The 14,193-nt window shown below is 66.7% G+C and carries 14 protein-coding genes and 1 tRNA gene; 6 read left to right on the top strand and 9 right to left on the bottom strand.

What is annotated here, in order from left to right; all coding sequences use genetic code 11:
- Positions 1-9 precede the first annotated feature (9 nt).
- Positions 10-492 (bottom strand): DUF6491 family protein, encoded by a 483-nt coding sequence (locus tag DSC_RS05215; RefSeq protein WP_043290423.1) that lies wholly within the window; start codon positions 490-492, stop codon positions 10-12.
- 77 nt (positions 493-569) lie between these two features.
- Positions 570-1,007, bottom strand: coding sequence for a DUF6491 family protein (locus tag DSC_RS05210; RefSeq protein ID WP_148268091.1), 438 nt, complete (start codon positions 1,005-1,007; stop codon positions 570-572).
- A gap of 171 nt (positions 1,008-1,178) precedes the next feature.
- Between DSC_RS05210 and DSC_RS05205 the strand changes: the two genes are divergently transcribed.
- The 6 genes from DSC_RS05205 (at position 1,179) to dxs (ending at position 7,683) form a co-directional block, all read left to right on the top strand.
- Positions 1,179-1,254, top strand: a tRNA-Phe gene (locus DSC_RS05205).
- A 226-nt stretch (positions 1,255-1,480) separates the two neighbouring features.
- Positions 1,481-2,020, top strand: a complete 540-nt coding sequence (locus DSC_RS05200; protein WP_043290422.1) for a lipocalin family protein — start codon at positions 1,481-1,483, stop codon at positions 2,018-2,020.
- 57 nt (positions 2,021-2,077) lie between these two features.
- Entirely contained in the window at positions 2,078-2,551 is a 474-nt protein-coding gene (locus DSC_RS05195) for an LEA/WHy family protein (RefSeq protein ID WP_014160088.1), read from the top strand.
- A gap of 324 nt (positions 2,552-2,875) precedes the next feature.
- Positions 2,876-4,666, top strand: coding sequence for an acyl-CoA dehydrogenase C-terminal domain-containing protein (locus tag DSC_RS05190; RefSeq protein WP_014160087.1), 1,791 nt, complete (start codon positions 2,876-2,878; stop codon positions 4,664-4,666).
- Positions 4,667-4,836: 170 nt separating this feature from the next.
- Positions 4,837-5,529 carry an HNH endonuclease gene (locus tag DSC_RS05185; protein WP_083833477.1) on the top strand — a complete coding sequence of 231 codons (693 nt, stop codon included), beginning with the start codon at positions 4,837-4,839 and terminating at the stop codon, positions 5,527-5,529.
- A 240-nt stretch (positions 5,530-5,769) separates the two neighbouring features.
- Positions 5,770-7,683 (top strand): 1-deoxy-D-xylulose-5-phosphate synthase, encoded by a 1,914-nt coding sequence (gene dxs, locus DSC_RS05180; protein ID WP_014160085.1) that lies wholly within the window; start codon positions 5,770-5,772, stop codon positions 7,681-7,683.
- A 40-nt stretch (positions 7,684-7,723) separates the two neighbouring features.
- Here the strand turns inward: dxs and DSC_RS05175 are convergent, their stop codons facing one another.
- The 7 genes from DSC_RS05175 to DSC_RS05150 form a co-directional block, all read right to left on the bottom strand.
- Positions 7,724-8,716 (bottom strand): TraB/GumN family protein, encoded by a 993-nt coding sequence (locus tag DSC_RS05175; RefSeq protein ID WP_014160084.1) that lies wholly within the window; start codon positions 8,714-8,716, stop codon positions 7,724-7,726.
- A gap of 101 nt (positions 8,717-8,817) precedes the next feature.
- Positions 8,818-9,294: a cupin domain-containing protein gene (locus tag DSC_RS05170; protein ID WP_043290986.1), complete on the bottom strand. Its 477-nt coding sequence runs from the start codon at positions 9,292-9,294 to the stop codon at positions 8,818-8,820.
- Positions 9,295-9,532: 238 nt separating this feature from the next.
- On the bottom strand, positions 9,533-10,324 hold the full coding sequence (locus DSC_RS05165) for a WecB/TagA/CpsF family glycosyltransferase (RefSeq protein WP_014160082.1): 792 nt from the start codon (positions 10,322-10,324) through the stop codon (positions 9,533-9,535).
- 4 nt (positions 10,325-10,328) lie between these two features.
- Positions 10,329-11,120 (bottom strand): polysaccharide pyruvyl transferase family protein, encoded by a 792-nt coding sequence (locus tag DSC_RS05160; protein WP_014160081.1) that lies wholly within the window; start codon positions 11,118-11,120, stop codon positions 10,329-10,331.
- Positions 11,121-11,215: 95 nt separating this feature from the next.
- Complete coding sequence (locus DSC_RS05155; RefSeq protein ID WP_014160080.1) at positions 11,216-12,379, bottom strand: GumK N-terminal domain-containing glycosyltransferase; 1,164 nt, start codon at positions 12,377-12,379, stop codon at positions 11,216-11,218.
- Between the two features lie 47 nt (positions 12,380-12,426).
- Positions 12,427-12,699: a hypothetical protein gene (locus DSC_RS16530; protein ID WP_147475051.1), complete on the bottom strand. Its 273-nt coding sequence runs from the start codon at positions 12,697-12,699 to the stop codon at positions 12,427-12,429.
- 12 nt (positions 12,700-12,711) lie between these two features.
- Entirely contained in the window at positions 12,712-14,190 is a 1,479-nt protein-coding gene (locus tag DSC_RS05150) for a lipopolysaccharide biosynthesis protein (RefSeq protein ID WP_043290985.1), read from the bottom strand.
- Positions 14,191-14,193 lie beyond the last annotated feature (3 nt).

The following is a 14,193-nucleotide window of genomic DNA, read 5'->3' as shown; positions in this document are numbered from 1 at the left end:
GACGCGCCTTCAGTTTTCCATGTCCGGCGCCGGCTGTGCCGCGCGCTCGGTGGACCTGGCCTCGCGCAGCTGCTTCTGCGCCTGGCGCAGCGCCTTGACGTCCAATGGCCGGATCGTGTCGATCCGACAGGGCATGCGGAAGCGGCTGGGCGGCCCGCCCAGCACCAGGACCTGGTCGAACTTGGCATAGACCCGGCTGCCCTGGCTGGTCAAGGTGATGGCCGGTGCCACGTCAAGGTCCAGGCAGCGGCCCGGCAGCTCCAGCAGGAACGCCTCGCTCGGCCTGGTCCACACCGCCAGCGCAGTGTCGCCCAGCGGCACCCAGCCGCTGAGCTGACCGAACAGCGTGAAACTCTTGACCGGCTCGCCAGCGTGAGACCGGTACAGGGCCAGTTCCTGGGCATCGCTCAGCCCGGTGGTTGCGCAACCACCCGCGAGCAGGGCCAGCAAGGTCGCGGCGGCAGCGAAGCAGAGGCGGGCCTTGCGCTGCATGGGCGTGGCCTCGGGCAAGGCGCCACCGCGGGGAAGTCGGCGATGCAGCGCCGCTTGCACGGTGATCCGCACGGGATTCACCCCAGATCGGCGAGCTGCTTCTGCGCGTTGCGCAGACCCTTGACATCCAGCGGCCTGATGGCCTGGATACGGCATCGCTTGACCGCCTTGTCTCCCGTGCGCTGAACCAGGACGTCGTTGAAACCCACCTGCACGCGGTCGCGCTCGGTGGTCATTGACAGCGAAGGCGACCATTCCAGATCCAGGCATCCTTGAGAGACATCAAGCAGGAATGCCGTATCCGGCTTGGTCCAGACGGCAACCCCGGAGTCACCGACGGTTTCCCACTGGCGGATCCAGCCAAAGTAACGAAAGCTCTTGACTGGCTCGCCCGCATGGGCGCGGTACAGCGCCTGATCCTGCTGGTTGGTCAGTCGCGGTGCATTGCTTGCACATCCGGCAACCGCCAAGGCAGCAACAATGGCCAAGACATGAGGTTGACGTGTGATTGGCATGGCACTTCCTTATGAAAGCCGAGACCACCCCGGCAGGCCGATCATGCCCCTGAAGGGAGGCGATCGCCCGGCGCGCCCAAGCGAGCATTCAGTCAGGACTTAGGCTTGCCGGATTGGGTCTGCGTCCGTATCATGCCGCCCTCGCTTCGGCTCGGCCGCAAGTGCGGCAACGGCCGGGTAGCTCAGTCGGTAGAGCAAGGGATTGAAAATCCCTGTGTCGGGGGTTCGATTCCCTCCCCGGCCACCATCCTGGTGGCGATCTAAAGCGTTATGAACCAAGGCCTTGCAGAGATGCAGGGCTTTTTTCATCACGGCGACAAACAGAAGAACCTGCCAAAGCTCAAACCGTTGACCAGGGCGCCCAGCCCCAGGCAAAAAAACGCCTCATGCATGGATCGACTGGCCAAGCCCTGGCCGGCTCGCAGTCCATTTCCATTAAGCTGGTCGCTGGTTCGGAAACGCCGGATTCATCGATGCGCCTGCCCGTTGGCCTGCTGGTCCTGCTGCTGGTTGCCCCTTGCACCCCGTCCTTGGCCGCCCAGCCGGTGAGCTCGGTACCGGCGCTGGACGTGTCGCGCTACGCCGGGCAATGGCACGAAATCGCGCGCCTGCCCAATCGTTTCCAGAAAGACTGCGCGCGCGACATCACCGCCAGCTACACACTGCGCCGGGACGGCCACCTGGGCGTGCGCAACGCCTGCATTGACAAGGACGGCCAAGCGATCGTGGCCGACGGCGAGGCGCGGCCGGTCAAGGGCCACCCGGGGCAGCTGGAGGTGCGCTTCGCCCCGCGCTGGCTGGCGTGGCTGCCGCTGGTGTGGGCCGACTACTGGGTGATCGACCTGGACCCGGATTACACCTGGGCGGTGGTGGGCGAACCGGGCCGCGACTATTTCTGGATCCTGGCGCGCGAGCCATCCATGGATCGGGCGTTGTTCGAAGGCCTCAAGCTGCGCGCCACCCAGATGGGCTACGAGCTCTCTGGCCTGGTGGTGACCGCGCCACTGCGCTGAAGGCCTGGCCGGCCGTTGTATCCTCGCCCGTCCTTGGGCCTTGCTGGACTTCAAGCCATGCCGCCTCGCCTGTTGCTGTTGCTCCTGTCGTGCACCGTGCTGCTGGTCGCCTGCAGCCACGGCAACATCAAGCGGGTGTCCGAACCTGCCGTGAGCCTGCAGCAGATCAGCGTGGCCAGCGACGGCCGCTGGAAGGTGGAGCTGCGCCTGCAGAACTACAGCACCGTGTCGATGGTGTACGACGCGGTCGACCTGCAGGTCACGGTCGAAGGGCAGCCTGCCGGCACCCTGGCCGGCAGGCCGGGCTTCTCGATCGGTCCCGGCGCTGCCGATGTGGTAACGCTTGACCTGACGCCCACGCCAACCGCGCGCATGGCCGTGGCCAATGCCCTGGCGGGCAGCGGCATGCTCGGCTACGCCCTCAAGGGCAAGGTCACGGTGACGCCGGTGGAGGGCGCGCAACGCAGCTTCGAGATCGACATGCACAGCACCCTGAGTCCAGCGCCGGGGCTGACCGGGGTCCTGCGCTGAGAGGCTGAGCGCAGCGGCGGCCGGGCCTTTTTCCATCTGCCTAGGAGTCTGTCGGGCTTTGGCGGTCGAGGCGAAAATTCGGCTGCGCGAGGACAGATTTTCGGCGATTCGCCGCCCCATAGTGGTTCTATGGGGCAAGAAGCGACGGAAATATGGACCGCACAGCCGGATTTGCAGCCCGGCCGGCCAAAGTCCGACAGGCTCCTAGGATGCGCGCATCGGACCCGGGCGCCACGGCGGTGTCCTCATCGTTTCCATACGCCGTAGTATCCTCGCCCGTTCGGCGGGCCGGCAGGCGGCCTGCAAGGTGACAAGAGCATCCGCATGAGCAGCTACCGCGCCCCTTTGAAAGACCTCCGCTTCGCCCTGAACGACGTGCTGAACGTCGCACCCCTGTTTGCCCGCCTGGGCTTCGCCGATGCCACGCCGGACCTGGTCGATGCGGTCCTGGAGGAGGCTGGCCGCTTCACCACCACCGTCCTGGCCCCGCTCAACCGGGTTGGCGACGAGATCGGCTGCACGCTGGACACCGCCACCGGTGAGGTCACCACCCCGCCCGGCTTCAAGCAGGCCTACGCCCAGTTCGCCGAAGGCGGCTGGACCGGGCTGACCGCGCCGACCGAGTTCGGCGGCCAGGGCCTGCCGCACACCGTCGGCGTGCCGCTGGGCGAGATGGTCAATGCCGCCAACCTGGCCTGGGGCAACTTCCCGCTGCTCTCGCACGGGGCGATCGAGGCACTGAAGTTCCACGGCCAGCCGTGGCAGCAGGAGGTGTTCCTCAAGCCGCTGGTGGAAGGCCGCTGGACCGGCACCATGTGCCTGACCGAGCCGCATTGCGGCACCGACCTGGGCCTGCTGCGGACCCGCGCCGAGCCGGTCGGCGAGGACACCTACACCATCACCGGTACCAAGATCTTCATCACCGCCGGCGAGCACGACCTGGTCGACAACATCGTCCACCTGGTGCTGGCCAAGCTGCCCGACGCACCGCCGGGACCCAAGGGCATCTCGCTGTTCGTCGTGCCCAAGTTCCAGGTCGCCCGCGATGGCAGCGTCGGTGCGCGCAACGCCCTGCGCTGCGGCTCGATCGAACACAAGATGGGCATCAAGGGCTCGGTCACCTGCGTGATGAACTTCGACGGCGCCCAGGGTTACCTGGTCGGCCAGCCGCACAAGGGCCTGCAGGCCATGTTCACGATGATGAACACCGCGCGCCTGGGCGTGGGCCTGCAGGGCATCGGCCTGTCCGAGCGCGCCTACCAGAACGCGCTGGTCTATGCACGCGAGCGCCTGCAGTCCCGTTCCCTGTCCGGCGCCAAGTTCCCCGACAAGCCGGCCGATCCGATCATCGTCCACCCCGACGTGCGGCGCATGCTGCTGTCGATCAAGTCTTTGACCGAAGGCGCGCGCCTGCTGGCCCTGCACGCCGGCACCCTGATCGATATCGCCCACCACGCCGATGACGCTGCCGAGCGCGAGCAGGCCGACACCCTGGTGAGCTTCCTCACCCCGATTTCCAAGGCCTGTCAGACCGAATGGAGCATCGAGAACACCTACAACGCGCTGCAGTGCTTCGGTGGCCACGGCTACATCCACGAGCACGGCATGGAGCAGCTGGCCCGCGACGCGCGCATCACCACCCTTTACGAAGGCACCACCGGCATCCAATCGCTGGACCTGATCGGCCGCAAGACCGCGGCCAGCGGTGCGGCCGGGCTGAAGCTGTTCCTGGGCCTGATCGAGCAGTTCGCCAGCGCCCATCAAGGCGATGCCACGGCGGCCGAATTCATCGCCCCGCTGCGCGAAAAAGCCGCAGAATGGAGCGAGCTGACCAAGACCGTGCTGCAACAGGCGGCGAGCAATCCGGAGGAACTGGGCGCGGCCAGCACCGATTACCTGTTCTATTCCGGCTACGTGGTACTGGCCTATTGGTGGGCACGCAGCGTGGTCGCCGCGCAGGCCTCCGGTCACGAGGCGGCGTTCAAGCAGGCCAAGCTGGAAACGGCCCGGTTCTACTTCGCCCGGATCCTGCCGCGCACGCTGGCCCATGCCGCGGCGATCCGCTCCGGCGCCGAACCGCTGATGGCCATGGACGCCGACCGCTTCGACGCATGAGGCACGCGCAGGGCTGGCTACTGTGCCGGCCGGTCCTGCGCAGTTGCGTCGCCGTCGCTGGTCACAGGCGCACCGGCCGCGGCAGCAGAAGCCTTGAACTTCGAGCCTTTGCCGAGACCGTGCAACCCAGTACACAATTGGTCACCCATCAGGTATACCCTGTTCCCCCGATGGAAGCAGACCCTGCTCAGCTTCATTCGGATGACTCCGGAAACCCGGCACTGTTCGACAGTGCCACTCCGGACGCACAGTTGCTCCCCGATTCTGTCGTCAGTTCAATTTCGCCTCTGATTCGTCCTGGCAGCGTGCGCTTTTTGTCGCTGGACGCGCATGGCCGCGTGCTGGACTGGATCAACTGGCAGGACGCGACCTGCCTGTATGCGCGCGATGCGGTCGCCTGGACCCTGGGTGATCCCTGCCTGACCGTGCGCGGCGGCACTAACCGCCTGACCGGCCAGCAGAGTTTCATCGAGCTGCATCCGATCGTGGCCTCGCGCGGACATGCGCGCGCGGCCGGGCTGTCACCGACGCCGTCGCTGACCAACCAGGCGCTGTTCGCCCGCGATGACCACCTGTGCCTGTACTGCGGCCAGCAGTTCTCGCGCCAGCTGCTGACCCGTGACCACGTGCTGCCGGTGTCCAAGGGCGGGCGCGACACCTGGGAAAACGTGGTCAGCGCCTGTTTCCACTGCAACTCGCGCAAGGCCAACCGCACCCCGCAACAGGCGCACATGCCGCTGCTGGCCGTGCCCTACCGGCCGAGCTGGATCGAGCACCTGATCCTGTCCAACCGCAACATCCTGGCCGACCAGATGGCCTTCCTGAAGACCCACCTGCCCAAGCGCTCGCGGCTGTCGGCGTAAGCCCCGTTCAAAGCGTAGGGCGGGTCTCGACCCGCCACCCGCCACCCACCACCATGCCCCATCGCGAGTTTCGACCGGCCATCCACACCCCACGGTGCTCCATGGCGGGTCAAGACCCGCCCTACCTGACCCGGCGGGTTTCACATCACCCCGACCTTGGGTGATCCCAGACTGAATCCCCTTGCTTGCCCCTCCTTGTCCACGGGAGGAAAATGCGCAACTGCATTGCCGACCGCCACGATGATCGACTCCTCCCGCTATCCCCGTCTTTCAAGGATCGAAAACCCGGCCGACCTGCGCCGTTTCGAAGAGGCCGAGCTGACCGCCATCGCCGACGAACTGCGCGCCTACCTGATCGAATCGGTCGGCCGCAGCGGCGGGCATTTCGCCGCCGGCCTGGGGGTGATCGAGCTCACCGTCGCCCTGCACTACCTTTACGACACGCCCAATGACCGCCTGGTCTGGGACGTGGGTCACCAGACCTATCCGCACAAGATCCTCACCGGCCGCCGCGATGCGATCCACACGGTCAAGCAGGCCGGCGGCGTGGCGCCGTTCCCCAAGCGCGAGGAATCCGAATACGACACCTTCGGGGTGGGCCATTCGTCCACCTCGATCTCGGCCGCGCTGGGCATGGCCATTGCCAACGCGCAGCTGGGCAACGGGCGGCGCACGGTGGCGGTGATCGGCGACGGCGCGATGACCGCCGGCATGGCCTTCGAGGCGCTCAACCACGCCGGTGGCATGGAAGACGAGCCGGACCTGCTGGTGGTGCTCAACGACAACCAGATGTCGATCTCCGAGAACGTCGGCGCATTGACCCAGATGCTGGGCCGGATGAGCTCCTCCCGGACCCTCAACGCGCTGCGCGAAGGCGGCAAGAAGCTGCTGGGTGACAAGCGCAAGCCGCCGGCACGCTTCATGCGTCGCTGGGAAGAACACTGGAAGGGCATGTTCGTGCCGTCCACGCTGTTCGAGCAGATGGGCTTCCACTACACCGGCCCGATCGACGGCCACGACGTGCCGGCCCTGGTCGGCGCGCTCAAGACCCTCAAGGGCCTGAAGGGCCCGCAGCTGCTGCACGTGATCACCACCAAGGGCAAGGGCTACCAGCTGGCCGAAGGCGACCAGATCGGCTATCACGCGGTGGGGCCGTTCGATCCGCTCAAGGGCCTGCCCGTCAAGGCTGTCACGGCAACCAGAAAACCCACCTACACCGAGGTCTTCAGCGACTGGCTGTGCGACATGGCCGCGGCCGATCCGCTGCTGATGGGCATCACCCCGGCCATGCGCGAAGGCTCGGGCCTGGTGCGCTTTTCCAGGGAATTCCCCAGGCGCTACTTCGATGTGGCGATCGCCGAGCAGCATGCGGTGACCCTGGCCGCCGGCATGGCCTGCGAGGGTGCCAAGCCGGTGGTGGCGATCTATTCGACCTTCCTGCAGCGCGCCTACGACCAGCTGGTGCACGATGTGGCGATCCAGGACCTGGACGTGCTGTTCGCGATCGATCGCGGCGGGGTGGTCGGGCCCGACGGCGCCACCCACGCAGGCAACCTGGATCTGAGCTTCCTGCGTTGCGTGCCCAACATGCTGGTGATGGCCCCTGCCGACGAAAACGAATGCCGGCAGATGCTCTCCACCGGCTTTGGCCACCGCGGCCCGGCCGCAGTGCGCTACCCGCGCGGCACCGGCCCCGGGGTGGCGATCGATCCGTCGCTGGAGGCGCTGCCGATCGGCAGGGCGCAGCTGCGCCAGCGTGGCAAGCAGGTCGCACTGCTGGCATTCGGTGCGATCGTGCCGGCGGCCGAGCAGGTCGCCTGCGAGCTGGGCCTGACCGTGGTCAACATGCGCTTCGTCAAGCCGCTGGACCGCGAGCTGGTGCTGGAACTGGCCCGCAGCCACGCTGGACTTGTGACCCTGGAAGACAACGTGGTGGCCGGCGGCGCCGGCGCGGGCGTGGCCGAACTGCTCAGCGCCGAAGGCCTGGCCGTGCCGATCCTGCACCTGGGCCTGCCCGATGCCTTCCAGCATCACGCCAGCCGCGAACAACTGCTGGCCGAAGCCGGCCTGGATGCGCCTGGCATCCGCGCCGCGGTGCTGGCGCGCTGGCCGCAACTGCAGGTCGGCCACGTCCCGCTGACCGCCGCGGGCTGAGCGCCATCAAGTCAGGCGCAGGCCTGCGCCTGCCGGCGATTCAATCCTCGCCCGGTGCCTGGACGGTGTAGCCGCGCGCCCTGAGCGCCTCCATCAGGTTGCCGGGCCCCAGGACCAGACCGATGGGCAGCAGGCCAAAGCTGCTGGCGTTGCTGGCCAGCGCGGCCTCGGCCTTGTCCAGCCACAGGTCCAGCGACTGCTGGCGCAGGTTGCCCATGCCCAAGTTGCGCGCCAGGGTGCTTTCGCTGAGCGCGGCCTGGCAGGCCGCGTACTGGCTGGTCTGCGGGCTGTGGCGCAGCAGCTCCACGTCGCCCACCGACCAGGCGTTGGCCTGTTCGCGCATGGTGCCGATCTCGCGCTCGATCACCTCCAGCGTGCGCACAAAGCAGGTCTGGTCCTCCAGGCTGGTGCGCTGGAATTCCTTGATCGCCGCCTTGGGATCCTCAAGCCGCACGGTGCTGGTGGCCGGGGTGATGGTGAGCCTGGCGCGCTTGGCCAGCTTTTCGACCCGCTCGCGCACCGGGTTGTCCAGGGTCAGCCCGGAACGCTTGATCGCCGCGGTGTAGAGCTCGAGCGCGGCAAAGATCGGGCGCCATTGCTCCACGCTGCGGTCGCCGCCGATGTAGCGCGCCTTGAGCACGGTCCAGCGCGCGTACGCATCGGCCGGCACCAGCTCCTGCAGCGTCTTGCCGTCGGGATTCCTGCGCGCCTTCAGCAGCGCCGGGATCAGGAACAGGTTGCGGAACAGGCCGCGCCCGGTATCCACCGACAGCGTCGGCGGCAACAGCAGTTCCTGCGAGCCGGCGATGGCCTGCTCCACCTCCTGCGAGTGCCACTCCATCTTCCTGGGCAGCGGCGAGAGCGTGCCCAGCACCCACAGCACGTGACCATCGCGGCTGACCTTCCAAAGCCCGGGCCCGGGCTGGGTGCCCGAGACCGTCATCGGCGCCAGCTCGGTGATCGGCGGCGGCGTGCCGGGGGCCTGCTGCTGGGCCAGGGCGGGCCCTGCCAGGCAGACCAGGCTCCATGCCATCGCCACAATCCATGCACGCATGGTTTTTTTGCCCTGCAGATTCCAAGCGCCCGGGCTCGGCGGTCCGGCTGCACCACCCAAACAGCCCCGCGTCCGGGCGTTCATCCTGCCTCGCCCGCGCCCAGCGCAGCCAGCTGCCCGGCCACCTGCGGCGCGGCACCGAGCAGGGCGAAGCCTTCCCACACGAATCCCGGCGCCACTGTGCACGCCACCAGCGCAAACGGCGCGTCGGTCCAGGCGCGCTGCCACAGCTCGGCGCGCACCACGTGCAGCATCATGCCCGGCTGGTGCGCCGCTTCGCCCAGCGTGACCAGGGCCAGTTCACCCGTGGCCGGATCGTAGGTCTGCAAGCGCAGCGCACCGCCGTCTTGCCAATGCCAGGCTTCATCGGCGTCCACCCGATGCCAGCGGCTGCATTCGCCGTAGCGCAACAGAAACTGGATGGCCGTCATTGCCGGGCGCCAGGCGCCGCGATGCTGCACGACCACATCCGATGCATGGATGCGGCGGTAATGGCCGCCTTCCGGGTGCGGGGCCAGGGCGAGCGAGTCAATGAGCTGATCGGCGAACTCCGTCATGGCGGCATCGTACCAATCCACTGCAAACGCTGAATTACCCGGTCGCAGGATGCGGGCGTGAAAAACGCGGCAGCCCTGCCAGGCCTCGAGCGCCACATCTGGCCATACGGCAGCGCGCTATCGGGCGGCTCCATGGTGTCGTCGATTCGTTGGCGAACCATGCGTATCGCCGGGGCCGGGCACTGGGTGGTGGCCGCCGGCATTGCGCAGCCTGTGCGACGCACGGCTGCGGCGCGGGCTAGCCGGCGCGTTGCGGCGCAGCGCCCTGCTGCCGATTGCGCAGGCACACGCCGAAGAACGTCAGCAGGTCCACCGAATAGCGCTTGAGCAACCGGCGCGGCTCGTGCAGCAGGCGGAACGCCCATTCCATGTGCATGTGCTGGACCCATGCCGGCGCGCGACGGGCATTGCCGGACAGGAAATCAAACAGCGCACCGACACCAAAGGCCAGTGGCACCTGCAGCTGGGCGCTGTGTTCCAGGATCCAGCGTTCCTGCACCGGATTGCCCAGCGCCACCAGCAGCACGTCGGGCTGCGCGCGATTGATGCTGCGCACCAGGTCGTCCCCTTCACTGCGCATCTGGCCATAACCGTCGCAGATGCCAACCACGTCCTGGCCGTAGCTGCCTTCCAGCTTTGCCGCCGCCGCGGCCGCCACACCGGGCTTGGCGCCCAGCAGGAAGAACCGCAGCGGGCGCACGCTGCGCTCGCACAGGCTGGGGATGAGGTCGGTGCCGTTGAGGTTGGCCGCGAACCGCTTGCGATGGATCAGCATCGCCGCCAGGTCCAGGCCGATGCCGTCGTTGACGATGGTCACCGATGGATCCTGCAGCGCCTGGCGCAATGGCCGGCACTGGACCACGAAATTGGTATTGGCGAAGAACACGTTGCGCCGCTCGCGCAGCGCGACCGTCTTGAGCAGTGCATCGGTGAAGGGCGCAAGCTCGGTGCTGGCGATTGGGTAACCCCCCAGCCAGATCGGATCGCCCTGCAGGGTGATGTCCTGGGAATGTCCGGAGAAAACAAGCATCAGCTCACCACAGGTCGTAAGGGAAAGTATCCATCAAGCCGCGCTGGATCGACGCCAGGTCGAAACGGCCATTGCCGCCAATGTCCAGACATTCTTCCACCGAATTTCCCGAGCGCCACTGCATCCGCCCGGTGCCGGCATAGTAGTCGTCGTACTTGAAACGATCTTCGCCGTTGCCCCAGTCCAGGTACACCGCGGGAATGCCATAGGCCTCGGCCAGGATCACGCCGTGCAGCGAGCTGCTGACCACGTACTCGGCCTCCAGCAGCTGACTGACGAAAGCGGCCGGCTCGATCCGCGGCGATACCAAACGATCTTCGTAGCCGCGGTACTTGTCCGGCGGCTCGTTGAAGTGTGGCACCACCACGTAGGGCTTCCTGGGTGCGCCGCTGCGCAGCAGATCGGCATTGAACAGCCGTGGCATCAGCAGCGCCGGGTCGCCGTACACCGGCGGTGCAGGAATGCCCATGCTGCCCAGGACCTCGCGCGTCCTGGGTCCGCGCACCGCGCGCACGTCCAGGGCCGTGAACCGGTGCGCGCTCGCAGGGATCTTTCCGTTGATGCCCGTGCCCCACACCACTTCGCCACCGGTGGCGAAATGCAGGACCGAACCGATGCACAGCAGGCGCGGCGTCCCGGGCCGTTTGCGCAACAGGTTGGTGTCCTGCAGCGCCAGAATCGAGGACACCAGCACCTTGGACAGGTGGTCACCCACGTTGACTGAACCATCCTTTGGCTTCCACCAGAACAGCGACTTGCGTTCCTGGCGCTCCACGATACCTTCGATCAACGGCATAACTGACAGCTCCTCGCGTCCTGGCCTACCCAAGGCGTACGTAGAAAATGAAAAAAAACGGAAGTTTCCCGACAAGGCGGCGATGACAGTTGCCGTTACCGTTCCAGATGCGTTTCCGGATAGCGTTCCGGCTCCAGCAGGCGATCGGTGGTCTGCGGCCAGTCCAGGCACTGTCGAGAGCGCACATGCGGTGCATCCAGCGCCCTCTGGATGGCCACGCGGATCGATTCGGCGTCACCGGGCGTATAGCCAAAGCGCGAGGCGTAGCTGCCGACCACCGCATGCGGGCACACCGCCGGCAGGCCGAAGAAGTCGTACTGCAGCAGCTTCATCGAACTGTCGGCCAGGTAGGCCGGCACCTGCTCGGACGAGTACGGCGCGATGCCGAAGCGCGCGTGCTTGATGTAGCCGATCACGTCGGCATGCTTCATTTCGCCGTAGACCTTGACGTTCTCGCCATAGCCGGGCATCGCGCCGCGGCCCGAGCCGATCACATGAAAGGTCACCTCCGGGAAGGCCCGGCTGGCCAGCACGATGAACTCCGGATCGAACAGCATCGACCCCACCGAGACCGCGTGGATGCCGGTGCCCGGATAAGGCGACGGATCACCCATGTCCTGCAGGCCCGGATCGACACCGTGGCCGACGTGGTAGACGTTGTGCCTACTGTTGATCTCATCGGCCATCACCGGCGAGACCAGCGCAATGGCATCCAGGCAGCCGCAGACATCGTCGAACTCGCGCGCGATGAACTCGGCCACCTCGATCGTGCTCAGCCCGTCCGATGCCCGGTACACCAGCCGAGCATCGGGATTCAGACGCTTGGCCAGGCGGATGAAGGCCACCGCCGCGCCGCTTTCCACCACGATCACGTCGGACTCGCGGATCCAGCGTTTCAGCAGCTCGGGCGGATGCTTGGCATACATGCGGAACATCGCGTTCTCCACCGGCCGCAACCAGCGGCGGCGGGTGTTGAACGGATGGACCAGCGTGCGCCACAGGTAGCACTCCACGCCCTTGTGCTTGACCACGGTGTTGGCCGTGCCGTCCAGCGGCAGGCGCATGTCTTGCTTCCATCGCGACAGGCGACTGTAGCGCAGCGAGAAGAACCGCGTGGTGCCGCGCTTGACCAACTCATCGGTGATGAAGTGGATATTGGCCCGGCGCGGCGTGCGGTAGTCGTGGGCCGACAGCACCAGGTAGCGCAACTTGCTGCGTGGGAACGGGCGCGAAGCCGCGCCCGGTGGTGCAACCGGCATTTCGGTAACTGCGGGGGATTCAGAAACCGACATAAAGCGTGTCCTCGTCAGGAGCAGGTCGTGGGGGCGGACATGGCAAAGCGCACGCGGATATGACCATCACCACGCGTGCGTTGGGTGACCCAGGACAGAATCGATTGCATGATCGATCGCATGAGCGTGGAGCCAGAAAACGCGGGGGGATGGCGCCAACGATGCCCCCCTTCGATGAAGGCAGGAATCGCCTTGGCAGGATGCTGTTTTCCCGGTATCCAGAGCGTGACCGCGCGCACTGATATGAATCTGCGCGTGAATCGATGCATGCCGCTGTTCAGCAACATCATCCACTCGCATCAACCGCGCCGACGCAACAATTCCCTGCTGTGCATGATGGTCTGCACGTCACGGCGAAAAGCCGGCCACAACAGGCACACCACGCCGAAGGCCAGCAGGATGGCGGGCGCGCCGATGACCAGCTCCATGACCGGCGTGTGTGCCCACTGGCGCGCTGCCGCCCAGGACACCAGCGCACACACGCCATAGCCGAGAATGGCGCGCAGGCCGTTGTTGAACATCGCCGCGCCCGGCGCCTTGCCGACACGCGAAACCCATACCGTCGACAGCGGCCAGATCAGCGCCAGGCCTGATGCGTAGCCTGCGGCCACGCCCAGGGCACCCCACTGCGAGCCGCCGAAGATGCAGGCAATGATCAGCACGCGCGCCACCACCGAGTAGGTCAGCTGGGCGCGCGCCAGGCCTTGTGACAGGAACACCCAGTACGAGGCGTAAGCGACCACCTGGAAGATGCCACCCACGCTCAGGATCTGGAAGATGGGCACCGCAGGCTGCCACTTTTCCCCCAGGAACAGCACGATCAGCGGATGCGCCTGCGCGCAGGCAAAGGCGAAGATCGCCGTCACGATATGCACCATCACCGTCTGCCCGCGCAGCAGGAAGGCGGCATAGCGTGGCGGTTCGTCCTGCAGCTTGGACAGCACCGGCAGGGCCACGGTGGTGGCCGGCGCGTTGATCTGGTTCAACGGCATCATCAGCAGCTGGAAGGCGCGGTTGTACAGACCCAGCGCCTCGGCGCCGGTGCGATAACCGATCACCACCTGACCGATGTTCTGGCTGACATAGCCCAGCATCTGCGCGGCCATCAGGTTGCCGCCGAACATCAGGAAATTGCGCATCGGCACGCCACGACGCGGGCGCCCGGGCAGCCAGCGTGACGCCATGGCCGAGATCACCAGGCCCACGCTGGAACCCACCACCTGCTGGATCACCAGCGACCAATAGCCCAGGCCACCCAGCGCTGCAAGCACGCCGCAAATCAACCCCAGCGTCTGGCCGCCGACATCGCTCATCGCCAGCCGGCCAAACTGCAGCCCGCGGCTCAGGGTTGCCCGGTACTGGGTGTTCATGCCACTGAGCAGGAAGGTGACCGACATCACCTGCGCGACCGCCCGCAGGCGCGGCTCCTGGTAGAAATCGGCAATCAGCCCGGCACCCGCGAACACGCACAGGCCCAGCGCCAGGCCGATACCGCTGTTGATCCAGAACAGGTTGTCGCGCTGCTCACGCGAGAGCGTCCTGGCCTGGATCGCGGCCGAGGACAGGCCAAAATCGCGCAGGATCTCGCAGATTCCCACCAGCGCGGTGACCATGGCCATCAGGCCGTAATCTTCCGGGCTGAGCAGCCGTGCCAGCAGGATGATGCCGCCGAACTGCACCACCATGCGCACGCCCTGCCCGGCCATGGTCTTGGCAGCACCGGTTGCAGCACGCGAACCCAACCCGGAGGTCGAACCGGGTGGCGTGGTCACGGACACGGC

The sequence above is a fragment of the Pseudoxanthomonas spadix BD-a59 genome (genome assembly GCF_000233915.3).
Taxonomy (GTDB): Bacteria; Pseudomonadota; Gammaproteobacteria; order Xanthomonadales; family Xanthomonadaceae; genus Pseudoxanthomonas_A; species Pseudoxanthomonas_A spadix.
This window is presented reverse-complemented; position numbering and strand designations above follow the sequence as displayed.